Origin of the sequence: Chitinophaga sp. H8 (genome assembly GCF_040567655.1) — a bacterium.
Taxonomy (GTDB): Bacteria; Bacteroidota; Bacteroidia; order Chitinophagales; family Chitinophagaceae; genus Chitinophaga; species Chitinophaga defluvii.
The window spans coordinates 1,434,463-1,459,189 of sequence record NZ_JBEXAC010000001.1; the positions used below are offsets into that span (position 1 = coordinate 1,434,463).

The 24,727-nt window shown below is 46.4% G+C and carries 19 protein-coding genes; 12 read left to right on the plus strand and 7 right to left on the minus strand.

Annotated elements, in window-relative coordinates:
- Positions 1-14: 14 nt before the first annotated feature.
- From ABR189_RS05545 to ABR189_RS05560, 4 genes are all read right to left on the minus strand, one after another.
- Positions 15-1,538 carry a hydroxymethylglutaryl-CoA lyase-like TIM-barrel protein gene (locus ABR189_RS05545; protein WP_354659459.1) on the minus strand — a complete coding sequence of 508 codons (1,524 nt, stop codon included), beginning with the start codon at positions 1,536-1,538 and terminating at the stop codon, positions 15-17.
- A 19-nt stretch (positions 1,539-1,557) separates the two neighbouring features.
- A complete protein-coding gene (leuD, locus tag ABR189_RS05550) occupies positions 1,558-2,154 on the minus strand; it encodes a 3-isopropylmalate dehydratase small subunit (RefSeq protein ID WP_354659460.1) in 597 nt (198 codons plus the stop codon).
- Between the two features lie 28 nt (positions 2,155-2,182).
- Entirely contained in the window at positions 2,183-3,592 is a 1,410-nt protein-coding gene (gene leuC, locus ABR189_RS05555) for a 3-isopropylmalate dehydratase large subunit (protein ID WP_354659461.1), read from the minus strand.
- A 293-nt stretch (positions 3,593-3,885) separates the two neighbouring features.
- Positions 3,886-4,230, minus strand: coding sequence for a DUF1801 domain-containing protein (locus ABR189_RS05560; protein ID WP_354659462.1), 345 nt, complete (start codon positions 4,228-4,230; stop codon positions 3,886-3,888).
- 254 nt (positions 4,231-4,484) lie between these two features.
- Between ABR189_RS05560 and ABR189_RS05565 the strand changes: the two genes are divergently transcribed.
- Entirely contained in the window at positions 4,485-5,072 is a 588-nt protein-coding gene (locus ABR189_RS05565) for a hypothetical protein (RefSeq protein ID WP_354659463.1), read from the plus strand.
- Positions 5,073-5,115: 43 nt separating this feature from the next.
- Here the strand turns inward: ABR189_RS05565 and ABR189_RS05570 are convergent, their stop codons facing one another.
- Positions 5,116-6,099 (minus strand): glycosyl hydrolase family 18 protein, encoded by a 984-nt coding sequence (locus tag ABR189_RS05570; RefSeq protein WP_354659464.1) that lies wholly within the window; start codon positions 6,097-6,099, stop codon positions 5,116-5,118.
- Between the two features lie 151 nt (positions 6,100-6,250).
- Here ABR189_RS05570 and ABR189_RS05575 point away from each other — a divergent pair, with 151 nt between their 5' ends.
- Positions 6,251-6,934 (plus strand): Rossmann-fold NAD(P)-binding domain-containing protein, encoded by a 684-nt coding sequence (locus ABR189_RS05575; RefSeq protein ID WP_354659465.1) that lies wholly within the window; start codon positions 6,251-6,253, stop codon positions 6,932-6,934.
- A gap of 47 nt (positions 6,935-6,981) precedes the next feature.
- Here the strand turns inward: ABR189_RS05575 and ABR189_RS05580 are convergent, their stop codons facing one another.
- Entirely contained in the window at positions 6,982-8,256 is a 1,275-nt protein-coding gene (locus ABR189_RS05580; protein ID WP_354659466.1) for a DUF4374 domain-containing protein, read from the minus strand.
- Positions 8,257-8,275: 19 nt separating this feature from the next.
- Positions 8,276-10,654: a TonB-dependent receptor plug domain-containing protein gene (locus ABR189_RS05585; RefSeq protein WP_354659467.1), complete on the minus strand. Its 2,379-nt coding sequence runs from the start codon at positions 10,652-10,654 to the stop codon at positions 8,276-8,278.
- Positions 10,655-10,766: 112 nt separating this feature from the next.
- On the opposite strand from ABR189_RS05585, the gene ABR189_RS05590 reads away from it, so the two are divergent.
- From ABR189_RS05590 to ABR189_RS05635, 10 genes are all read left to right on the plus strand, one after another.
- On the plus strand, positions 10,767-11,723 hold the full coding sequence (locus ABR189_RS05590) for a helix-turn-helix domain-containing protein (RefSeq protein WP_354659468.1): 957 nt from the start codon (positions 10,767-10,769) through the stop codon (positions 11,721-11,723).
- 95 nt (positions 11,724-11,818) lie between these two features.
- Positions 11,819-12,400: an RNA polymerase sigma factor gene (locus ABR189_RS05595; RefSeq protein WP_354659469.1), complete on the plus strand. Its 582-nt coding sequence runs from the start codon at positions 11,819-11,821 to the stop codon at positions 12,398-12,400.
- Between the two features lie 119 nt (positions 12,401-12,519).
- Positions 12,520-13,698, plus strand: coding sequence for a FecR family protein (locus ABR189_RS05600; RefSeq protein ID WP_354659470.1), 1,179 nt, complete (start codon positions 12,520-12,522; stop codon positions 13,696-13,698).
- A gap of 508 nt (positions 13,699-14,206) precedes the next feature.
- Positions 14,207-17,515, plus strand: coding sequence for a TonB-dependent receptor (locus ABR189_RS05605; RefSeq protein WP_354659471.1), 3,309 nt, complete (start codon positions 14,207-14,209; stop codon positions 17,513-17,515).
- 17 nt (positions 17,516-17,532) lie between these two features.
- Positions 17,533-19,260: a RagB/SusD family nutrient uptake outer membrane protein gene (locus tag ABR189_RS05610; protein ID WP_354659472.1), complete on the plus strand. Its 1,728-nt coding sequence runs from the start codon at positions 17,533-17,535 to the stop codon at positions 19,258-19,260.
- Between the two features lie 41 nt (positions 19,261-19,301).
- A complete protein-coding gene (locus tag ABR189_RS05615) occupies positions 19,302-20,972 on the plus strand; it encodes a GH39 family glycosyl hydrolase (RefSeq protein ID WP_354659473.1) in 1,671 nt (556 codons plus the stop codon).
- A gap of 7 nt (positions 20,973-20,979) precedes the next feature.
- Positions 20,980-22,215 (plus strand): cellulase family glycosylhydrolase, encoded by a 1,236-nt coding sequence (locus ABR189_RS05620; protein WP_354659474.1) that lies wholly within the window; start codon positions 20,980-20,982, stop codon positions 22,213-22,215.
- A 38-nt stretch (positions 22,216-22,253) separates the two neighbouring features.
- Positions 22,254-23,162 (plus strand): sugar phosphate isomerase/epimerase family protein, encoded by a 909-nt coding sequence (locus ABR189_RS05625; protein ID WP_354659475.1) that lies wholly within the window; start codon positions 22,254-22,256, stop codon positions 23,160-23,162.
- Positions 23,163-23,188: 26 nt separating this feature from the next.
- Positions 23,189-24,118 carry an ROK family protein gene (locus tag ABR189_RS05630; RefSeq protein WP_354659476.1) on the plus strand — a complete coding sequence of 310 codons (930 nt, stop codon included), beginning with the start codon at positions 23,189-23,191 and terminating at the stop codon, positions 24,116-24,118.
- 36 nt (positions 24,119-24,154) lie between these two features.
- Positions 24,155-24,727: a D-sedoheptulose-7-phosphate isomerase gene (locus ABR189_RS05635; RefSeq protein ID WP_354659477.1), complete on the plus strand. Its 573-nt coding sequence runs from the start codon at positions 24,155-24,157 to the stop codon at positions 24,725-24,727.

Below are 24,727 nucleotides of genomic sequence, written 5' to 3' on the forward strand. Positions count from 1 at the left end.
ACTTGCGTAGTGCCTTATATGAGGTTGAGCATCTTTTGCGTAGCCTTGATAGCAGATACGGTCTGATCGCTGTCCAGTCCCCTGGTTTTAAAATGCCGGTTGTTCAGGCTCCAGGTAATGATGGTTTCGCACAAGGCGTCACTCTTACCACCTGGTGGGATATGTACCGTATAGTCGGTCAATGCAGGCAGCTCCTGCTTTTTCTTCTTATACACTTTTTTCAATGCATTCATGAATGCATCGTATTGTCCATCTCCCTGGGAATGCTCTTCAAATACTTCGCCTTCAATAGAGATCCGTAGTGTTACAGAGGGCTTGAGGTTTTTGGAATGGGTGAGTACATAGTTCTCTACCATTACCCTGTCTTCCACCGCATTGCTGCTCAGTACGTCAGAAATAATATAGGGCAGGTCGGCCTGGGTCACTACTTCTTTCCGGTCGCCCAGTTCAATGATCCGCTGTGTCACCTTTTTAAGGTCGGGTTCCGACAGTTTTACTCCAATCTGGAGCAGGTTGTTTTCAATGTTGGCTTTACCGCTGGTTTTGCCGAGGGCATACTCCCGCTGGCGTCCAAAGCGTTCCGGCATCAGGTCGCTGAAATACAACTTGTTTTTCTTATCCCCATCCGCATGAATACCTGCTGTTTGGGTAAACACATTTTCACCTACCACCGGTTTATTGACTGGAATGCGGAACCCGGAGAAGGTTTCCACCAGCTTGCTCACTCCGTACAATGACTTTTCCGTTACCGCAGTTTTCACTTCCGGAATAAAATCATTCAGCACCGCAATGGCGCTGGCCAAAGGAGCATTACCTGCACGTTCGCCCATGCCATTTACAGTGAGATGAATACCCCTTGCACCGGCTTTTATACCTTCCAGTACATTAGCGGTACCCAGGTCGTAATCATTGTGTGCATGGAAATCAAAGTGGATATCAGGGTAGCGTTGTACAATTTCTCCTATAAAGGCCGCCACTTCTGAAGGGATCAGCACGCCCAGGGTATCCGGCAGCATCACTCTTTTTACGGGTTGCTGTTGTAAGAAGTCGAGGTATTGAAAAACATATTCTTTGGAATGGCGCATGCCATTGCTCCAGTCTTCCAGGTATACATTACACTCCAGTCCTTTTTTCCGGGCCAGGGCAATCACTGCACCTACTTCTGCGAAGTGCTGTTCCGGCTTTTTCTTGAGTTGGTGGGTCAAATGATTCAGAGAACCTTTGGTAAGCAGGTTCATTACTTTGGCACCTGCTTTCAGCATCCACTGTACAGAAACATCGCCATCCACAAAAGTCAGCACTTCCACCTTGTTCAAAAAACCATTCGCCTTAGCCCACTTGGTAATCGCTTTTACCGCTGCAAATTCGCCATCAGACACACGGGCAGAGGCGATTTCTATGCGGTCTACTTTTACTTCCGTTAATAAAAGCTGGGCAATGGTTAGTTTCTCTGTTGGCGAAAAAGATACTCCGCTGGTTTGCTCCCCATCGCGGAGGGTAGTATCCATTATTTCAATATAGCGCTGGGCAACTGACATAATAAGTAAAGGGTATTTTTTAATACATGCTCTTCGCTGCGAATTGCTGTATTTCGTTCTTCATGGCTTGGAGATAATCGATATCGTCATAGCCATTGATCATATTATCTTTCTTGTAGCTGTTGATCGCAAAAGATTCACTTTCACCGGTAGCCACAATGGTAATGGTCTGCGCAGGGAGGTTGATTTCCACCTCCGCATTGGGGTTGCCCTCAATAGCAGTGAATATTTTATCCAGGAACTCAGCGCTCACCTGTACAGGGAGGATACCAATATTGAGCGAGTTGTTTTTGAAGATATCCGCAAAGAAGCTGGACACTACGCAACGGAATCCGTAATCGTAGATAGCCCATGCAGCGTGTTCACGGCTGCTGCCACTGCCGAAGTTCTTGCCCGCCACCAGGATCTTGCCGGTGTAGATGCTGTTATTAAGTACAAAGTCCTTGATAGGGGTGCCATCGGCATTGTAGCGCCAGTCGCGGAACAGGTTATCGCCAAAGCCTTTACGTTCAGTAGCTTTTAAAAAGCGGGCAGGAATGATCTGATCCGTGTCCACATTTTCAATCGGCATGGGAACAGCTGTACTGCGAAGTATGGTGAATTTATCGTAAGCCATTTTAAATAGTATCGTTTAAAGTTTTTAATTAATCAGCCAGCAGTACTCTTGGGTCTGTTACCACACCGGTTACTGCAGCAGCTGCTGCCACTAATGGGCTGGCCAGCAAGGTTCTGGAACCAGGTCCTTGTCTGCCTTCAAAGTTCCTGTTGCTGGTGCTTACTGCATACTTGCCGGCAGGAATCTTGTCATCATTCATTGCCAGACAGGCAGAACATCCTGGCTGACGCAGCTCGAATCCGGCCTGTGTCAGGATATCCAGTATACCTTCTTCCTTGATCTGTTGTTCTACGATATGAGAACCAGGTACGATCCAGGCAGTGATATGATCAGCTTTTTTCCGGCCTTTTACGATAGAGGCAAATGCACGGAAATCTTCAATACGACCATTGGTACAGCTACCGATGAATACATAGTCCACCTTTTTGCCCAACATTGGCTCCGCTTCATGAAAGCCCATATAGTTGAGCGACTTTTCGTAGCTGGCCTTGCTGCCACCTGCGTTCTGCGCGGTAGGGATATGTTGGGTAATACCCATGCCCATACCGGGGTTGGTACCGTAGGTGATCATTGGTTCTATGTCTGCTGCGTTGTAAGTATACTCGATATCAAATACAGCTCCTTCATCCGACTTTAAAGTCTTCCAGTAAGCCAGTGCTTTATCCCATGCTTCCCCTTTAGGTGCTTTTTCCCTGCCTTTGATATAAGCAAAGGTCGTTTCGTCCGGTGCAATGATACCACCACGGGCTCCCATTTCAATACTCATGTTGCACACCGTCATACGGCCTTCCATGCTCATGTTTTCAAACACTTCTCCGGCATATTCCACAAAATAGCCGGTAGCACCTGCTGCGGTGAGCTGGGAGATAATATAAAGGGTAACATCTTTAGGGGTAATGCCTTTGCCCAGTTTACCATTTACATTCACCCGCATCTTCTTAGGCTTGGGCTGCATGATGCATTGGGAAGAGAGTACCATTTCCACTTCGGAGGTACCGATACCAAAGGCAATCGCACCAAATGCGCCGTGTGTGGAAGTGTGAGAATCCCCACATACGATGGTCATACCAGGTAGGGTAATCCCGTTTTCCGGACCTACCACGTGTACAATACCATTCTTAGGATTGCCTAAACCCCAATGTGAGATACCATACTTAGCCGAATTGGTTTCCAATGCTTTAAGCTGGTTGGCAGAAAGTGGATCCTGAACGGGTAAGTGCTGGTTAATAGTAGGCGTATTATGATCGGCGGTGGCAAATGTTTTAGCTGGAAACATGGCCCCCAGGCCTCTGCTTTCTAATCCAAGGAAGGCTACCGGACTCGTTACTTCGTGAATAAAGTGCCGGTCAATAAAAAACACATCAGGGCCGTCTGCAATTTTCCTGACCACATGTGAGTCCCATACTTTGTCAAATAATGTAGTGGGTATTTTGCTCATTTTTTAGAATTTTATAAGGTAGCTGCTAAATTCTTAAAATATATCCATATATTCTGCATTTATTTCACATTTTTTCTAATAATAAGCGTAAGATTCCGGTAGACAGCCAGGGATGGGGCAATGAGGTTTAAGTGGGAGAGGCTGTGTAAATGATTGATAATTAAATTATTATGGGGTTATTAGTTGGCCGGAATGGTAAAGTCGCTTTCTTTTTAAGGGATTGGACAGCATGTTATTTAATAAAAATAAGGAGCCAATAACGAATTAGCTCCTTATAATCAATCAGTTAATTATTATAGTGATTTGCTTGCCTGCTTCAGAAAATCGGCGAGTTGCTTGTAATCTACTGCCTGATCCTTTAAAATGGTAGCCGTTTTCCTGTCGGGTGTAGCCATAGATTTAAAGAAGCCTTTGATCTCTTCCAGCTCCCCGGCATTAAAGATCATAAAAGAGATTTTGTCTTTAGCGGCATACACCACACAAGCATAATGCCCGTTTTTCAGATAATGAGGCTTGCCATATTGCATACGCTCTTCCACGTTAGGGATGGTTTTATAAATCATTTTACGGAGCGTATCACAAATTTTGATTTGCCATTCGGGTAGCTTTTCTATATAGGCTGTAACTTCCTGGTTCATGAGGTTGTATTTTATTTAGGGCAAACTTACTGCGCAGCATCCGTTTTAAAAGGGGGCTATTGCGACTACTTAGAGGGGTAAATGCGGTCAGTGGTCTTTAAATATTGTCTAGTTACTTTTTTGTAAATAGTATAACACTTTCCGTTAAAGTATAGTTATAGTGCCGGTGGGGCATTATATGAGCCGGATGAATGAATTACTTTTCCAGGGTGCAATTTTACACTGTGCCTGGAAAACATTCATCCTGCATCTATATGAAAAAGGCGTTGTCAGCAGCATTGGCAGAGCATCCAGTCATCACCCTGGCCAGGAAAGAGGAACAGTTGCAGGAGGTAGTGGTTAAAGCTAAAAATATTCCGCTGAAAACAGTAGGCAACACCACGAAGTCTAAGTTTATCAGTGTAGGTTTTCCCCTGCGCGACCTGGGCAGTGAGCTGGGGATAAAAGTAGCATTGGGGAAGAAGGATGTATTACTGCGTTCGCTTAATTTCAATATTTCGCAAAACAGCCTGGACACGGGTACTTTCAGGATAAACATCTATTCGATGAACAACGGTATGCCTGCGGAGAACTTATTGCAGCATAATATCATTACTACGATGGGCAACAAAACAGGGGCCTATAAGGTAGACCTCACTCCTTATCATTTGTTACTGCATGGAGATGTGTTGGTATCACTGGAATGGATAGCTGGTGCTACCAGTGCAAACCGTGGTGTGATCTTCTTCTCAGCCGGGTTTTTAAATTCCAGCACCTTCCACCGTAAAACGAGCGAAGCAACCTGGACACGTGCCAAGGGGCTGGGAGCAGGACTTAACCTGAGCGTACAGGCGGTGGAGTAAACCTTGCTATTGTACCGGTTATGCTACCATCGCAGCAACATTATTATTCAGCGATACCTTTGTTAATAGCGCTGAGCAGCGACTTAGCATCCCGGCTGTCCTGCTTCAATTCCCAGATCATAATACCACCCGCTTTGTTGGCTACGGCAAAGGCTACCTTTTTTTGCATGGTAGGGATGCCATTATAATAAATCTTGCCGCCACCAGCTACGGTCATTTCATCCTTAGTCTCAGCTCCGGGATATTGTACGATCAGGTCTTTGTAAAGTATATCTGAAGGTGCATTGGTACCAAACCCATAACCGTAGAAGGGCACCCCGATCAATAGCTTTTCTGCTGCCAGTTGGCGGGTTTTATGAAAGTAATTGAAATCATCCACGGCCATTTCGTAAGGGGAGTGTGGTCCCGGCTTGCTCACATTCCAGGGACCGGTTTTATCGTAAGACATGATATTCACAAAATCATATGCCTGCAACGTGCTGTCTGCTATTTTCCCCGCATTCCAGGAGGCCAGCGCGGCTGTCATCAGTTTCTGTCTGGCCCGGAGTACTTTTCCCAGCTCACTTACAAAGCTGGCATAGTTCGCATTGATCAGGTCATTTTCCAGGTCTATATCCACACCATCAAAACCATACTGTTCTGTCAGGGTAGCGATACCCGCAATCAAGGCCCCTCTTTTTTCCGGCATCAGCAATCCTGCCAGGTGAGCCGGAGGGCCACCACCACCGATAGACATAAACACCCTTACCTGGTTGTTATGTGCTTTCTCCACTACCTGTCGCACCGCCTCATTTATAGCAAACTGCCCCAAGGCGTCCGGATTAAAAAAGGCCAGGTTCAGGTCCGTAATCTTTGAAAAGTCTACAGTCGCCATATCCGTATGCCAGTTATTATTACTCATCAGGTAGCCTAATATCCGGAGCTTTGCGGGCGGATCTGGTTGCGGATCATTACCTGATGGCTTTCTGCATGCAAAAGTGATAGCAGCGGAAAGGATCAGGCCTGTTAATAACGTTAATCGGTTCATCGGGAGGGTTTTTAACCGGATAAAGGGTATATGCTCAAGTTAATATATTTATGCATATTTTTAGAGGGTAACATCTCTGAGCACAATCAACAAAGACATCTGCAGATGGTGTAAATTAATAACAACTTCATCAGCCAAAAACCAAAACGACATGAGCACAAAAATCAGGGCAGTGATTACCGGAGCTACCGGCATGGTAGGCGAAGGGGTATTGCAGGTATGTTTACAAAATCCGCAGGTGGAAGCGGTGCTGATCATCAACCGGAAACCTGCGGGGATATCTCATCCTAAACTGAAAGAAATTATTCACACCGACTTTTATGACCTGTCTCCCATAGCCTCCCAGCTTTCGGGATATAATGCCTGCTTCTTTTGCCTGGGGATTTCATCCGTAGGGCTGGATGCGGATGCTTATTATAAGACTACCTATACTTTAACCACGCATGTAGGCAGTTTACTGAGTGGCTTAAATCCTGATATGACCTTCTGCTATATTTCCGGTGCGGGCACAGATAGCAGCGAACAGGGCCGGAGCAGGTGGGCAAGGGTAAAAGGAAAAACAGAGAATGACCTGATGAAACTACCTTTCAAACAGGTGTATGCTGTTCGCCCGGGGTTTATTAAACCTATACCAGGGCAAACCAGGGTGAACCGTTGGTATAAATATATCAACTGGATGTTTCCGATAGGCCGGTCTTTATTCCCCGGTGGATTTTGCCGGGTGCAGGAACTGGCAGGGGCGATGATCTATGTGACAGGACATCCTTATGAGCATAAAATACTGGAAGGCAAAGACATTATAAAACTGGCCGCAATGGAAAATGCCGGTGAATAACATCCACCGGCATCTCTGGTATTAATGGGATGTACTATACCCAATGATTATTTCAAACGGTTAAAGCCCATGATCTGTCCTCCGTTTTTCAGTTGGAATACTTCCTGTGTTTTGCCGCTGTTTACATCCAGGCTCCACACACCGCTATAGGCTTCTGGTTTATCTTTGCTATTGTTGGATACAAAATAGATTTTGCCATTGTCAAAAAAGGGCTGCTGATAATTAAACCAGTTGTCTACCGGTACATCATTCAGGCGCTTAGCCTTTTTAGTAGTAGCATCAATCTCTGTCCAGTACCAGATATCATCCCGGTATTTAACCCCATGTCCGGCTTCATAATAACCGGTTGCGCGTGCACTAATCTTTGTATAAATCTTTCCGTTATGGGCAAACATCTGGTTGAAATCGCTGGGGTATTGATAGTCTTTGATGTTTAAAGCAAAATCCTTATCAAAAGTAGTAGCTCCTTTTTTTACCCGCAGGATTTTGGAAGGAGGCATACCATCCCGGTGGTGCATTTCACTGACTGCTGTTACGTACAGATCGCCGGTTACGGCATCCACATTCCATATAGGATGATCGCTGAAAAGACCCAGGCAGGCAGCATCCTTATAGCCGGTGATTCCTTCCAGTTTTTTAGCAGCCAGGTCGTATACCGCGAGGAATACAGAATCAAAAGCAGGATGGTCCTGCCAGTCATTAGCTACTTTTTTGCCAGTGCTGAACTGGATATCTACAAATAACTTTCCTTCTTTTTCTGCGATAATCAGTTGCCCGGCTGTTTCGTAAGGTGTATTACGGGATAAGGAACTAAAGTCTATTTCTCCCGTGCGCTGCATGGTGGAAGGGTTAAAAGTCTGGAGCTTTAAGTACTTGCCGTTTTCGCCTTTGCCCAGATCAAAATAGAATCCTTCTGTACTATTGCGCACATAAAAGTTACCATCTACTTTTCCGGCATTCTGTGGAGTAGCCAGAAAACCGCCACTGCTGATTTTACCATCTTCGGCTACCTTGTAATAAGAAATGCCGGACTCACCCTGATCGCCCTGTAAGCGGTAGATCCCGTTTTGATGGGTACGCCCACCGGCAGAATAAGCAATCTGATAAGGATTGGTAAGATTGGTAGCCGTGACTACACCTTTGGGCTGCCCTTTGGTAACATACATATTACCACCCCAACGATTGGTGGTATTATATATTACCCAGGAGGTTTTATCATTGCCCGGCTCTGGTTCTGGTGTTACATTGTTATCGTCGTTATTCTTGCTACATGCTGTAAATAGCATAGCACTTAAAAGAAGTGCACTCGTTGTTCTTAACATGTTGTATAGTTTATAATGATTATTGTTGTAATTGCCAGCCTAATTTTACATGAAAGTTTCTGCCAGGGCGTTGTACTTTAAAATTGTCGTACAGGTTTACATCTCCTATATTCCTGCATTCTGCACTGATGCTTATCCGCCTGTTCAGGAGGCGGTATACCGCTCCGGCAGCATGTTCCCATTGCCCGGTTCTGTTATCGTTAGGGATGATAGAGGTGGTACTGATCTTTTCCGGTTTGCCAAACAGTGGTGGTTCCAGGTCTCTGGGTATGGGCAACAGGAAAAAGCGGTGTACATAATTGATATAGTAATAAACCTCCAGTTGTTTGTAATGGAAGCGGGCGCTGGCATTGCCAAAGAGGAACGGGATATTGGGCACCCTGGACCTTTCCAGGTATTGCAGGCTGGGGTCGGGGATATCAACCCGTCGTATATCCTGGTAGGTGCCATTTAATCCCAGCGTCAATAATTTGAACGGCGTATACAGCACATCAAATTCTATCCCCTTTACTTTGGCATTGTCATAGTTGGTATACCGGCTGAAAGGGATGTCTGGCTCAATGAAAATGAGATTTTTTACATGACGGAGGAACAGGTTGGTTTGTACCTGCCAGGGGCCGGCATCGCTGTATTGTACCTGTAAATTAACGTTGTGGCTTTTCTCCGGTTGCAGCTGCATGTTCTCTTTTACCAGTTGCGCATCACCAAATACTTCATATTCTGAGGGCAGGCGTACTGCATATTCATAAGAGGCCTTTGCCAACCAGTTGTTGTGAAATTGATAACTGATAGCATCCAAAGCTCCCCAACTGCTGGTATTCATTTTTCCGTTTACACTTACGCCGAAGTTGTCAGTCGTGTAACCAGTTGTATAGAGGCGATAATATTTAACAGCTACATTGTTTTCTATTTTATGTTGTGCGAAAAAGGAGCGGAAATTAAGCCCGGTAACGCTTTTGCTATAGATGGCTGGTATTGTTAAAACATCCGTGACACCATCTGTATGTGATAAGGCACCGAGTGGATCTGTGCCCTTGCGCTGGCGGCGGGTAAGCACCTGGTTTAATTGCAGGCTATGCTGTTCATTGATCTTATAACCGGCATTGGCACGAACAGAATAGAAATGATAATTAAGCTGCTGATCATTACCGGTATTGATTTCCCCTTTGGGCATACGCCGGTTTAAAATACTGCCATCCCAGTTATACCGGGTAGTAGCAGTATCTACAAACCGGGTGTCAAAGAAGCTATAGATCAACGCTGCATCTAAATGGAGCCGTTGTTGTAATAATGCTTTCTGATAGCGGAACATAGACGTAACACCTAAATCTTCTCCAAAAGCCTGTCCATATACCTGGTGCATTCTGGCATCATGCTGGATAGCTTTGTAAAAGCTGGAGCCTATCAGCGTAAGACGGATGTCGTCAGCCCATGGTAAACGTTTCCAGCCGAGGTAGAATTCCCCATAAAAGGCATTGGCACCGTCATGGAAACGCTTAACACGCGTGGGCACCTGTTGTCCGGTTTCCGCATTAAATACCGGTGCCGTTACGTAGTAACTGTTATCCGTATAAGTGTGGGAAGCATTGATGCCTGCATATCTCTTCGTACTGTCATTCCCCAGGTATCCCGTGATGCTGGTGCGATGGGTATTAAAGGAACCATATTCATAGGAAACGTCCAACAGTGATTTTTTAGGGTGGGCGGTCACGAAATTAATACCACCGCCTAATGCGTCTGCACCCAGTGAAACCGGCATTACGCCTTTATATACCTCTATCCGGCTGAGCAGGTTGGAAGGGATGAGTCCCGGATCAAAGCCATGCCCAAAGATATCCAGGGGGATCCCGTCTTTAAACATCCGGATAGCTTCGCCCTGGAGGCCGTTTAAATTGATATTCACCTGGGAGCCGATGTTACCGTCAGTTCTCAGGCGTATGCCAGGAGCGCGGTTCAGCAAACCTATCACATCACTGCTTTGTCCATGTACAGCGCTGACATCGATGGCCTCCACTGTAAAAGAGGAGGCCTGTAGTTTTTTGACAGCGGTTTGAGAGGTGACGGTCACCGCTTTCAACTGACGGGAATATAGGTAAATGGTGTAAGTACTATCTTTTTCACAATTGAAATGCAGGGTATACTGCTTTGTTTCAAATTGCAGGGCGGTAATGGTGAGGTGATATTGGGCCGGAGGGATGTTTTTGAAGATGGCTATTCCATTTTTGTCTGTTACCGCTTGTGTTTTAGGTGTATTCACCAATACACTGGCATTCCTTACCGGCACCATGTTTTCATCTACCACCCGGATCTTCCAATCGCATGCAATGGCAGATAAGGAAAATGCAAGCAAAGGCAGGAGAGCAAAGGCTCTCCGTAAAATTGACGCTGTGATGACCATCTGGTACAATAAAATACTGTTTTTTTACGGCTGCAAAGTTTGGCATCTATGGCCAAATATGCTTGTGAAAGCGGGATTGTATTTTGTGAATTCGGGATATTTTAAGACGTGCATGATGGAGTTTACACTCAATGAGAACAACATACTTGAATTAGCCAGCCATTATAAGGTAAAGGATAATGTGATGCATTTTGATATTCCCGGCGGGCATGTGGGGTTTACAGAATATAAATCCAACCAGTTTAATGTATTGCAGGGGAGGTATGAAATGGAAACGGATTGTTTTATAGAAGACAGCACTTCAGGCCCCTCTATAGAAATGCAGTTTAATTTATCTGCCCCTATTGAATTTAGTATTTACCGGCAGGAAGAGATCCTGGCACCTGCGATGCATCACAATGTTATCAACCTGTGCGGGGAACGTACCACTATTGCCCTGGAAGGAAAAAAACATTACCAGACCTTTGATGTGCATCTGTCGCCCGCCTTCTTAACAAGATGGTATGGGCAATATGCGCTGCTGGATGAATTCCTGGATAAAGCAAATGCACAGGAACCAGCCCTGTTATTTAAAGATTATATGCCCATCACGCCTCAGATGCAGGTGATCATGAAAGAGATTGTGGAATGTGATTATAATACCTTTATCAGACAACTTTACATAGAGGCCAAAGTGCAGGAGCTGTTTGCCTTGCAACTGGACCTGGCCAGCTGTATGAAACAGATCGGCAAATCCCAGAGCATGCATGCGGCAGATAAAGAACGTATCTATGCTGCCAAAGCATATATAGAAGAAAACCTGGATACACCTTGCTCCATCATAGCCCTGGCACATAAAGTAGGGACCAACGATTTTAAGCTGAAAAAAGGATTCAAGGAATTGTTTGGCTCCACCGTGTTTGCCTACATGCAGCAATTACGGATGACGAAAGCCAGGGAATACCTGAACAACAGCAGTTTACCGCTGGATGAAATAGCAGCACTAACCGGCTATTCTAATGTAGCCAATTTTACCAACGCATTTAAAAAGCATTTTAACATCACCCCGGGTTCACTCAGAAAAGGATAGTATGCCTTTAAGAATACTTATACTACTCAATTATTAATGTAGTATATTGACCCCCGTCTTCATTTTATCAGTAAGCGAGGAACAATTCCACGGGAATGAGTGAAAAACTAATCAACGAGCAGGCATTGCTGCTGCAAACGGCAGCAGGAGATGAACGTGCCTTTTATGCGATAGTCAGGTACTATCATCCAAAAGTATTCTCTCATGCACTTACTTTCACCAAATCCTATCCGGAGGCAGAAGAGATCACACAGGACATCTTTCTGAAAGTATGGCAGCAGCGTGATCAGCTGCCGGAAGTAGTGAGCTTTAAAGATTATCTGTATATCCTGGGACGCAACCAGATCATTTCTGCTATGCGCAAGCGTGCTATGAAAACAGGGGAGGCGGAAGAAGACCCCCTGGAAAATATCCTGCTTCCAGACAAACAATACCAATATAAAGAGATTTATCAGCTGATCCTCGAAGGAGTAAAACTGCTTCCGCCACAACAGCGGGCCGCCTTTACCATGAGCCGCCTGGAACACCTCAGTCATGAACAGATAGCAGGAGAACTGAAGGTGTCCAAACATACGGTCAACTGGCACATTGTGCAGGCGCTGAACTTTTTAAGGGCCTACCTGGGCAAATATGCGGAGCACCTGGTGATTGTGCTGGCTCTCCAACAGCTTTTCTAGCAGGCCGCAAAAAAAGTTTACATTTTTTTTCATTTCCACCTATTATACCACCTTTCTGATAGCGTCTTTATAATAGAAGGGGCATTTTCTTCTTTTAAAATCAGCATTAACCGTAAAGCATGGAGTCTGTTCAGTTCAAAGAATTGGTAGAACAGTTGATCTCAGGAGCTATTACCCCGGAAGGGAAAAAGCAGTTCCTGGAATATGTTGACCAGCCGCAATACCGCGCGGAACTGGAAGCTATCTTACAGGAAGCCATGCGCACAGATAAATATGAAATGCAGGTAACACCTGCTTATACAGAACAGTTTATCGAAAAGCTGGTAGAAAAGATGCACACCGTTGAAGATACTCCGGTGCGCCCTATGTATGCCAGATGGAAATGGGGATGGGCAGCGGCTATTGCAGTCATATTGCTGGGCAGCGCCACATACTTCCTGTTGCAGCGTCCTGTGGCACCGGTAAAAGCGCCATTAGCTATCACCGATGTAGCACCTGGCAGTAATAAAGCGGTACTCACCCTGGGAGATGGATCTGTGGTAACACTGGATAGCGCGGGCAATAAAGTACTGCAACAGGGAGCTATCGCCATCCGTCAGCAGGGAGGCATCCTGCAATATGATGTACAGGAGCAAGCAGCATCCGCGAGTATTAATACGCTGGTAACACCCCGTGGCGGACAATATCAGCTGATCCTTCCGGATGGGAGTAAGGTATGGCTGAACGCGGCATCTTCCCTCCGGTATCCTACTGCATTTAATGAATCGGCCAGAACAGTAGAACTGCAAGGGGAGGCCTACTTTGAGATCAGCACACAAAAAACAGGCAATGGCGAAAAGGTGCCCTTTTTCGTAAAGACGGGAAAGATGGAGGTAGAAGTGTTGGGCACGCACTTTAATGTAATGGCTTATCCCGATGAGCAGGGAATCAGTACCACCCTGCTGGAAGGGGCGGTAAGACTGCGTAATGATAACATGAATGCCCTGATTAAACCAGGAGAGCAGGGGATTTTGGACAGCCGCACCAACGCATTTAAAGTACAGCCTGCCAATACGGATAAGATCATGTCCTGGAAAAACGGCATCTTCAATTTCCAGGATAATAACCTGGCAGAAGTGATGCGTCAGCTATCCCGCTGGTATGATATTGATGTCGTGTACGAAAAAGGAATCCCTGACATTGTGTTTGAAGGCCGGATGGGCCGGGATCTGAAACTGTCTGTTGTGCTGTCTTTCCTGGAAAAATCAGGCGTACATTTTAAGCTCCTGGATGAAAGGAAGCTGGTGGTAACACCTTAAACGATGTGTTTGCTATAGTTATGAAATAACCAACACCACGTTATACTACATGAAAAAACAACATTCCACGTCATTGTTAGCAATGGAGCACCATGCAGGGAAACGTCTGCAAGGGATCGCTTCTCTCACTTACACTGTGCGTATTTTAAAGGATCATCCCGGATAAAAGCGGGGAGTAATAATGTGTTGGACTGCAACGATTGTTATGCCTTCAGGGGTAATAATAAAAAACCGTTCCGGGTGGAGCCAGAACGGTGGATAGTTCAGTTAACACAATAAAATAATCAACGTTTCAGGCTAAATCACCTTATTTATTAACCAAATCTAATGCAAAGTTATGCAAATTACTGCGCTTTGTAAAGTCTGTTTATTGTCTGGAAGTGCCAGCAATGCCAACAGTCTTTCATTATCAACCAAAAGAGCTTGTTCCCGCTTTCTGAAGCACGGCGTGACAAAACGGGCTCAGGAAAGCGACCATCACAGCTTAACCAGGAAAATTGTAAATGTGATGAAATTAACCGCTTTGCTTCTGCTTGTGATGTGCCTGCAGGTGAGTGCCACCGGGGTAGCACAAACTGTTACACTCACGGGAAAGGATATACCTATTAAGAAAGTCTTTGCTGCCATCGAACAGCAAACGGGCTATATGGTGATCTACAACAAACGTTTACTGGAAAAGAGTAAACCGGTAACCTTGTCGGCGCACAATATGGCGCTGGCAGAATTTCTGGGTATCTCCCTGAAAGGGCAATCCCTGGAGTTTGAGATTTCCAATAAAACGATCCTCATCACACCACAGGCGAAGCGTACAGCCCCGGTGCAGCTGCCGCTGGAACCGGTATCCCTGGTCAAAGCTATTTCCGGTACGGTAACCAACACAGAAGGGCTGGCATTGATCGGGGCCAGCATCAAATTGAAAGGGTCTTCTACAGGTACCAATACCAATGAGTCCGGACATTTTACCATCAATGCGCAACCCGGGCAAACATTGGTGGTGTCATACATCGGCTATATGGATAAAGAGGTGACCGTGCCTGCTGGCAATGGGCCGCTGAACGTGATCCTGGAAGAAAAGATCAGCAACATGGGAGAAGTAGTGGTAGTAGCCTATGGTAGTCAGAAGAAAGCCAGTGTTACAGGTGCGATCGCCTCTATCCAGACCAAAGAAATCAAACAAAGTCCTGCGGCCAACCTGGCAGTATCCCTGGCAGGCCGCTTACCGGGCTTAACGAGTATACAACGGAGTGGTGAGCCCGGCCGTGATGTAACGCAACTGTTTATACGCGGACAAGGCACGGTGAATGCACAATCGCCCATTGTACTGATCGATGGGATAGAACGTGATCTTACTTATATCGATCCCAATGAAGTAGAGTCGGTGACCATCCTGAAAGATGCTTCTTCTACGGCTATATTCGGAGTAAGAGGAGCCAACGGCGTGGTACTGGTTACTACCAAACGCGGTACTTCTGCCACACCGGAAATTAATTTCACGGCAGAAGCCGGTGCCCAGGATTTTACCCGCCTGATCTCTACGGTACGCTCTTACGACTATGCCATGCTGAGAAACCTGGCACAGACCAATGACGGCCTGGGGCCTGCTTACACACCGGAACAGCTGGAGCATTTTAAAAACGGGGATGATCCACTGCATTATCCGGACACCGACTGGCGTGGTATTATTCTCAAAAACCAGTCGCTCCAACAGCGGTATAACCTGAATATCTCCGGTGCCAGCAAAACCATGCGGTACTTTGTAAATGCCGGTTATCTTAACCAGGGCGGGCAATTCCGCGTGGAAAAAGGACTACCCTATGATCCGGGCTTTTCGCTCAAGCGATATAACTTCCGTTCCAATATTGATGTGCAGCTGAATAAAACATTGTCGGCTTTTTTAAATGTAGCGGGGTACCTGGAAAAACAGAACATGCCTAATCCTAATGGTAATGCGGATAATTCACCTGCCCTGAATATCCTGGCCAGTATGATCTACCTGCCTTCTACTGTACCTGGGCCTACTACACCAGATGGGGATGTATTGTCCTCTCCGGTAGAGCTGCTGCCTGCCTTCGGAAAGCTGAACCGCTCCGGGTATATTCAGCAAAGCAGGACCAACGTATTGGCCAGCTATGGCATGGAACAAAAGCTGAACTTTATTACCGATGGGCTGTCTGTTAAAGCGGTGATCTCTTTCGATTCCAAGTCGGTCAATAACCTGCTGGCACAAAAAAGTTATGCGGTATACACCCAGGAAATCCAACCGGGCAGCAATGGACAGGATTCTGCTTTCTACCGGTTGATGGGAGATACCCGTAATACACCACTTAGTATCAGCGGACAAAAATCGTATGTAACGCTTTCCAACGTACAGGGATACCTGAACTACGATAAAAAATTCGGTAAGCATGATGTGTCGGGATTGCTCCTGTATCAGCGTCAGCAAACGGTGTCTAATGAGGAACTGCCTTATAACCTGATCGGCTACTCCTCCCGCATCAAGTATGGCTATAACAATAAATACTTCGCAGAATTTAATGCAGGCTACAACGGCTCCGAGCAGTTTGTGAAAGGCAGCCGCTTTGGTTTCTTCCCGGCAGTATCTGCCGCCTGGCTGGCATCCGGCGAACCCTTCCTGGCGGATAATAAAGTGGTAACATTATTGAAAATAAGAGGGTCTTATGGTAAGGTGGGTAATGACCGCATTGGTGGCAGAAGGTTCCTGTACCTGGATGATATCCAGGTAACCGGTGGTGGTATTTCTCCCAGCCTGGGCCGTGGGCAAAAGATCAATATTGCACTCCTGAAAAATGAAGCCCTGCAATGGGAAGTAGCACAGAAAGCAAATGTAGGCATAGAAGTGGGGTTGTTTAATTCCCTGACCCTGATGGTAGATGTATTTACAGAAAGGAGGGATAACATCCTGAGAACAAGGGGTACTATTCCAAGGATCAACGGATTCCCCAACAGTGTGATCCCGCCGGTAAACCTGGGTATTGTAGAAAACAAAGGATATGAAATTGAGTTGAACTACCGCAAGGCCTTTAGCAAAGACCTGTCCCTGATGGCCAAGGTGAATCTGAACTATGCAAGAAACAAACAGCTGTTTGCCGATGAACCACAACTGCCAAAGGATTATGCTTACCGGTATCGTGAAACAGATTTCCGTATCGGACAACTGTTTGGATATATCGTAGACCGCTTCTTTGAAAGTGAGGAAGACATTGCCAAGTCGCCCGAACAAAACGTAGGACGCGCCCCCAAGCCAGGTGACTTTAAATACAAAGATCTAAATGGCGACGGGGTAGTGAACGAAAAAGACCAGGCACCCATTGGGTATTCCAATGTGCCGGAATATGCATTTGGTACGGCGTTTAGCATTACCTACAAGAACTTTGATCTGAGTGCATTATTCCAGGGTGTTTCCAATGTGACCAACTTCTATAACAGTTATGGTACTTTTCCGATACTGAATTATATAGACCGGCACAACTATAGCTGGACACCTGAAAGAGCCGCCGCCGGAGAAAAGATCCTGTATCCGCGTTTAAGCACTACGCCTTCTCCCAGTGAAATTTCTAATACCTTCTTTACCATTGATGCCAGTTACCTGCGCCTGAAAAACCTGGAGTTGGGATACCGTATCCCTGCTACCTGGGCTGACAAAATAGGCGCCAAGGGTGGACGGTTTTATGCAAACGGGTTGAACCTCTTTACGTGGGATAGATTGCCTACAAAAGACCTGGATCCGGAAATGACCTACAACCTGTCGTATCCCATTTTACGGGTGATCAATTTTGGTGTAAATGTAACGTTCTAACTCTCAAAGTTTACAAGATGAAAAAGTCGATAATATGCCTGTTCTTGTGCTTCCTGGTGATTGGCTGCAAAAAGAATCCGCTTGATATAACACCGGATGGAAAGATATCTATGAAAGATGTTTTTTCCGACCAGGTACGTACAGAAGCATTTTTAAATACGATCTATGGCTTTATTCCATATTACTATACCGCTTATCAGGAATGGTCTTTCCTGGCAGGCGCTACCGATGAAGCCCAGGATGCAGAGGTGGGTAATAACCCCGGTGTAGTATGGGATTGGATCACCGGGCGGTTAACGCCCAGCTTTGATCCGTTGGCAGCAGGGGTGGATGGCACCGTAAATCAATATCCTACCTTCTGGTCAGGGATTGGTTATGCCAATATCTTCCTGCAAAACATTGATAATGCTACCGTAAAAGGGGAGCAATTTAAAAGCAGGCTGAAAGGTGAAGCACAATTGTTGCGTGCTTTCTTTTACCTGGAGCTTGTCAAGAAATATGGTGCTATGCCGGTGGCAGACAAGCCCTTTGATAATGACTTTAACTATACGGGTTTAAAGAGAGGCACTTTCCAGGAATGTGTGGATTTTATTGTAAAAGATTGTGACGCCGTAATTGCTAATCCTAATATGCCCCTGCGTATTACGATAGAGAATGAAAGGGTGCGTTTCAGCAAGGCAATAGCGTATGCTATTAAATCGGAAGCGTTGTTGTACAATGCCAGTCCACTGTGGAACCCAACCAATGATGCAGCGAAATGGCAGGCAGCTGCCGCAGGCTCTAAAGAAGCGCTGACAGCCCTTACCGCAGGTGGTAATTATAAACTGGCAGATGATTATGGGAATTATTTCCTGAACAATGCCGACTTTGCGGTAGTACCCAGGGACCGGGAAACTATTTATGAAAGGCGTAGTGCCTTCCCCGGTAGCGTGATGAACGTACCCAGTAAAGGAGGGATCTGGAAGTTAGGCGCTTGTCCCAGCCAGGAGTTGGTAGATAGCTATGATATGCAGGCCACCGGAGAACCAGCGATCACTGGCTATGAAGATGCGGATCATCTGAAACCTATTATCAACCCAGCTTCCGGCTATGATCCGGCCAAGCCTTATGAAGGCCGTGACCCCCGGTTTTATGCTACGGTATGGTACAATGGTGCATTGTATGACAATATCAACGGCAACGTACATACGGTAGCTACCTATGCGGGCGGTGGTGATCAGTTGATCAAATCACCCCCAAATCGTACCAATACTCATACGGGGTATTACCTGCGTAAGTTCCTTGATCCTAAACTACCTACCGGGCAAGACCAGGTTTCTGGCTGGAAGAAATACCGGTTGGCCGAGATTTATCTCAACCTGGCAGAAGCAGAAAACGAAGCCAATGGCCCTACAGCGGTAGCGCTGGATGCAGTGAATGCCATCCGTAGAAGAGCGCAGATGCCTGACCTGGGCGGGTTGGATAAGGAAGCTCTTCGGGAAAGGATTCGCCGTGAACGTCGGGTGGAACTGGCCATTGAAGAACACCGTTTCTGGGATGTGAGAAGATGGAAGATCCTCGATAAAACGGATAAACTGGTAACAGGTATGGAAGTGATCAAAAATCCTGACAACAGCTTTAGCTATAAACGTTTTGTAACAGAACGCCGCAATGCCTGGCAGGATAAGTTCCGGATCTTCCCGATCCCGATTGCGGATGCTTCCATCGTGCCCGATTTCTCGGAAAATCAAAACCCGGGTTGGTAAAAAGATAATACCCTATTTTGAAATGATTAAACGTATTCCACATGAAATGGTTACTGTTTTATAGTGTTTTCTCCGGTATCGTATCCGGAGCATATTGTCAACATACTGCTACACAACCGGCAGCGGTGAATATTACCGTAGACGTGGCAAAGCCAGCAGGTCAAAAGATCAGGAATGTTTTCTCTGATCTTAATTTCTGGGATTTCAGGTTTGAATGGATGGATAAAGCGGCCGATAAGCCGGCTGGTTTTTTCAAAGAGCATTACCCCTTTGTACAGCACGTGCAGATCATGACAGCTACCGGAGGTAGTCCGGAAAGAGACCTGTTTGTAGATCCTGCCAACCGGGCAGTACTGACCGACTATAATTTTAAGCCCCTCGTTGCCGCCATCCACAATGTGCTCCGGCAGGGATTGAAACCGATGATCAAAACAGGCAGCGTACCTTCCAAGTTCGCTGCCCAACCCAAGATTGGCTTCTTTGGTGTGAATGTACGTCCACCGGCAGATTATAACGCGTACCATGATTACATTAAAGCACTGGCCGATACGGTGGTGAAAGTATTTGGCCGCCAGGAAGTAAATACCTGGTCATGGGGCGTACTTACCGAGTATGAAAACAAGGACTGGTTTGCGGCAGAAGGAGATGATCCGGAAGCGACCAAAATTGCTTATTTCAAGTTGTATGATTATACGGTAGCCGCATTGCAATCGGTGATTGGAGCAAAAAATCTAAAAGTAGGTGCACACAGTATGAGCGCTATCCCGGGACTATGGGATGAGCTGGAATTTATTGACCATGTGGCCAAAGGCACCAATTATAAAACAGGTAAAAAGGGCACACAGATCAATTTCCTCTGTGCTTCCTTTTATGAATTAAGCCCGGGCGTATTGGTTGACAAGGGCTTTACACTGGCGGGCGTATTGAATCACCTGCGCAATCGTGCGGAGCAAAACGGGCTGCACGGACTGGAATACGGTATTGATGAAGGCCGGATCCTGAATGGTCCGCCGGATGACAAGCGTGACCTGACTTCGCGGGTGGTGGGCTTCAGTTACCAGGGAGCTTCTGATGCGCGGATGTTTAAAACCATGTCTGATATCAACGCCCATTGGTTTTCGGGTTGGAGCCTTACTACCAAAGGTATCTGGGAAGGCTTGCTGCCGGTAGGTACCCACGTGGCAGCATTGGGATACAAAATGATGGGCAATCAGCGCCTTGGAGTAGCCGTAAGCGGTACACCGGCAGATACCGCCAATAAAGTAGACGCCATGGCCAGCTATGATAAAAAATCCGGTACAGTACGCGTCCTGTTGTATAATTTTAACAACAATATGCACAGTGCCTCTGCTGAAAATACCGTGGTCACCCTTCGCAATGTTAGCGCAGCGGCGGGCAAAACCGTACAGGTAAAACAATGGACAGTAGATGATACCCATGGCAATTTCTGGCCCACCTGGTGGAAGGATATGAATGCGCAGGGAATCACGAATGACGATTTTGTATGGTCTAAGTATTCTATTGACTTGCCGTCCAATATGCGCACCCAGTCGGCCAAAGATTTCTGGAACAGCAAAGAACCAGGATATTACCAACTGACAAAGCTGGAACCCGTAACGCAGACAGTAGCGGTGAAAAATAATACCCTGGTGCTGCCCGTCACCCTGGCACATCATGGCGTTACTTTCTATGAAATCACAAACGTTAAATAACCGATGGATGAAAAAGATATTTTATGCCACTTTGTTAACAGCAGGGATTGCCGCTACCGGACTAACGGGATGCAGCTCTAAAAAGCTGGAAGCCAATAAAATTCCTGATGCGGCATTGGGCCTGTCAGTAAGGGCAGACGGGACTTTACTCCTCAAAGGAAAGCCTTATCGTGCAGTAGGGGTTAACTACTTTAATGCTTTTAGCCGTACATTGGAACCCGGTGCGTGGAATGATACTTCTTACAGAAAGGGATTCCGCTACCTCAAAGCCCGCAGCATACCCTTTGTACGCTTTATGTGCAGTGGTTTCTGGCCGGTTAATTTTAAACTATACCAAAATAATAAGGACCAGTATTTTAAGAACCTGGATGCCTTTGTGAAAGCGGCAGAAGAGCTGGAGATCGGATTAATTCCTTCCCTATTCTGGAACCACAGCACCATCCCTGATTTATTGGGAGAACCGGTGGGGCAGTGGGGCAACAAGGACAGTAAAACGAATGCCTTTATGCGTCAATATGTACAAGAGGTGGTAACCCGTTATAAAAACTCCCCGGCTATCTGGGGATGGGAATTCGGGAATGAACTGAACCTGGTAACAGACCTGCCGGGTGATGATGCCAACCTGCCGCAGATTGCGGTAGAAGTAGGTACGCCGCCTACGCGCAGCAAAGCCGACAAACTGAGCACACAAGACTTACAAGTGGCACTAACAGAATTTGGAAAAGCAGTACGCCTGTATGATACCAATCGCATCATCGTGAGCGGTAATGCCAATCCACGCCCCAGTGCCTACCACCTGCATACAGTGAAGAACTGGGACAAAGACTCCCAGGAGCAATATGCGGAGATGCTGGCCATTCAAAATCCTGGCCCGGTAAATACCATTTCTATTCATCACTACCCCGATAATGCGCTGGCTTATTTTGCTGACTTCCCTGCTTCTCTTAAAGAGATCATCCGGGTTACGATGGAAGATGCGGTGAAACTGAAAAAGCCGTTGTTCATCGGTGAGTTTGGGGCACAGGAACAAATACTGGGTACTGGTGTAGCTAATAAAAATTATACAGAACTGCTGGATGGTATTGAAACGTATAAGGTGCCACTGGCAGCCATGTGGGTATTTGATTATCCGCCTCATGATGCAGAAAACGGTATCAATGCAGGACCAGATAATGGTCCGCGGGAATACATGCTGCAAGCCATTAAGGAACTGAATGAAAGAACCTGGCAGTCAAACAATTAATTATCATACTATTCTATCCACCTGAAAATATGTAATCCATGATCAAACGAACAAGCACCTTTTTTATAGGCCTCTTGATAATCTGCGGGGTTCTTTTAATAGGCTTCTTAATATTATTCGGGGTTGTTTCCTGTAATTCGGGCAATAGCACCAAGGAATCAACTTCCTCCAAAGACAGCACGGCAACAGCAGTAGGCTGGAAGGTAGCTACCATAGCTTACACGTTCCGCAACTTTACCTTTTTTGAAGCCGTAGTGAAAGCAAAAGAGCTGGGGCTGAATTATATTGGCGGCTATCCGGGACAAGTCATCGGCGGCGGACTGGAAGGCAACATGGACTACACCATCGATAGCAGTAAACAACGTAAGATCCTGGCCTACCTGGCAGAACAGGGTGTGAAGCTCATTGACTTCGGTGTAGTAACCCCGGAAACACCCGCGCAATGGCGGCAGTTGTTTGAGTTTGCCAAAGCAATGGATATTACCAACATTGTATCAGAACCACACCCGGATCAGCTGGACATGGTATCTAAATTGTGCGATGAGTTCCAGATCGGTGTAGCTATTCATAATCATCCGGCACCATCCCATTACTGGAATCCGGATACTTTGCTGGCAGCTATTGCCGGTAAGAGTGCCCGCATTGGTGCCTGTGCAGATGTAGGTCACTGGGTAAGATCAGGATTGAACCCAATAGAGAGCCTGAAAAAACTGGATGGCCATATCCTGGAACTGCACTTTAAAGATGAATCAGCAAAAAGTAAAGATGCCGAAGATGTAGTATGGGGTACAGGTGTGTCTGATGTAAAAGGTATGCTGGAAGAATTGCATCGTCAAAAATTCACCGGTTTTCTTTCCATTGAATATGAAAGCAAGCCGGAAGATAATATGAAAGAGATCGCTGCCAGCCTGGGGTATTACCAGCAGGTGGTAGACAGTTTAAAATAGAATAAACCTTATACCGGGATTAAGTTATGAATGGAAAGCACAAAGAAGACGCCTTCCTCGCTGTGGAAATCGGCGGCAGTAAGTTACAGCTGGTAGCCTATGATGCCGCCGCACAGGTGCTGGAAAAGCGGCGTTTTGCAGTGGCCAGGGAGCTGGGCGCTGCCGGGATCAGAAAACAACTGGAAGAGGTGTTGCCGCTGATGCGGCAGCAGTTCAACCTGCAAGCCACCGGCGTAGGCTTTGGCGGGCCGGTCAACAGGGGGGCAGGTACCATCGGCGTATCCCACCAGATTGATGGCTGGTCAGGATTTCCGCTGGCCGACTGGATGAGGGAACTGACCAACACACCAGTGTTCATTGAAAATGATGCTAATACGGCTGCACTGGGTGAAGCCGTATATGGGGCAGGGACAGGTTATAATACCGTTTTTTATTCCAATATTGGCAGCGGTATCGGCGGTGGACTGGTACAACACAAAGAACTGTATCACGGTAAATACCCGGGAGAAGTAGAGATTGGTCACCTGCGTATGACAGTAGACGGTACCACGCTGGAACAACAATGTTGCGGCTGGGCCATCGATGCGATGGTAAAGGCGGCGGTACAAAAACACCCGAACGGTATTCTGGCAGGACTGGTCGCTAACGGGCCCGCAGGAAGCGAAGCACGTTTTCTGCCTCCGGCTATCCAGCAGCATTGCCCGGATGCACAGGCTATCCTGGATTATATCACTACCCAACTGGCCTGGGCTTTATCGCATGTGGTGCATTTATTCCATCCCGATATTATCATCCTGGGTGGTGGTATTTCGCTGATAGGAGAACCGCTCAGCAGTAGTATCAATAACAAACTTCCGGGCTTTGTGATGAAAGCATTTCACCCGGTACCGCAAGTGGTGCTGGCCGGATTGGGAGAGGATGTAGTGCCAATGGGTGCACTTGCCATGATCTTATAAATACAAATCATTCAGACTAATAAATTTCTACAAAAAATGGAATCTTACGTTCAAAGTTATATCCAGCAACATCAGAAAACACTGGAAACGATCCCTGCCGACAAAGTAGCTGGTATAATTGAAAAGTTCAGAGAAGCCTTAAAAGAAGACCGCCAGATCTTTGTGATCGGCAATGGTGGCAGCGCTGCCAATGCCAGCCACTTTGTAACCGATCTGGGAAAAGGCGCTTCTGATAAAACATACAGACGTTTCCGTTGCCTGTCGCTCAACGACAATGTAAGCTGGATTACCGCACTGGGCAATGATTACAGCTATGATGATGTATTTGCCATGCAGTTGGCAAACTATGGCCGTCCGGGCGATCTGCTTTTCAGTATGAGCGTAAGCGGTAATTCTCCCAACCTGGTAAAAGCCATGCAGATGGCTAAAAAGCTGGGTATGTACAGTATCTCCCTGGTAGGTGGCAAAGTAGGCACCCTGGGCAAGGAGTCGGACTATCCGGTAATCATTGACGACCTGCACTACGGCAGGGTAGAAGATGCGCACATGGGTATCTGCCATATTATCTGCTATGCATTTATGGAAGATGCTACGCTGCAACAACCTTAA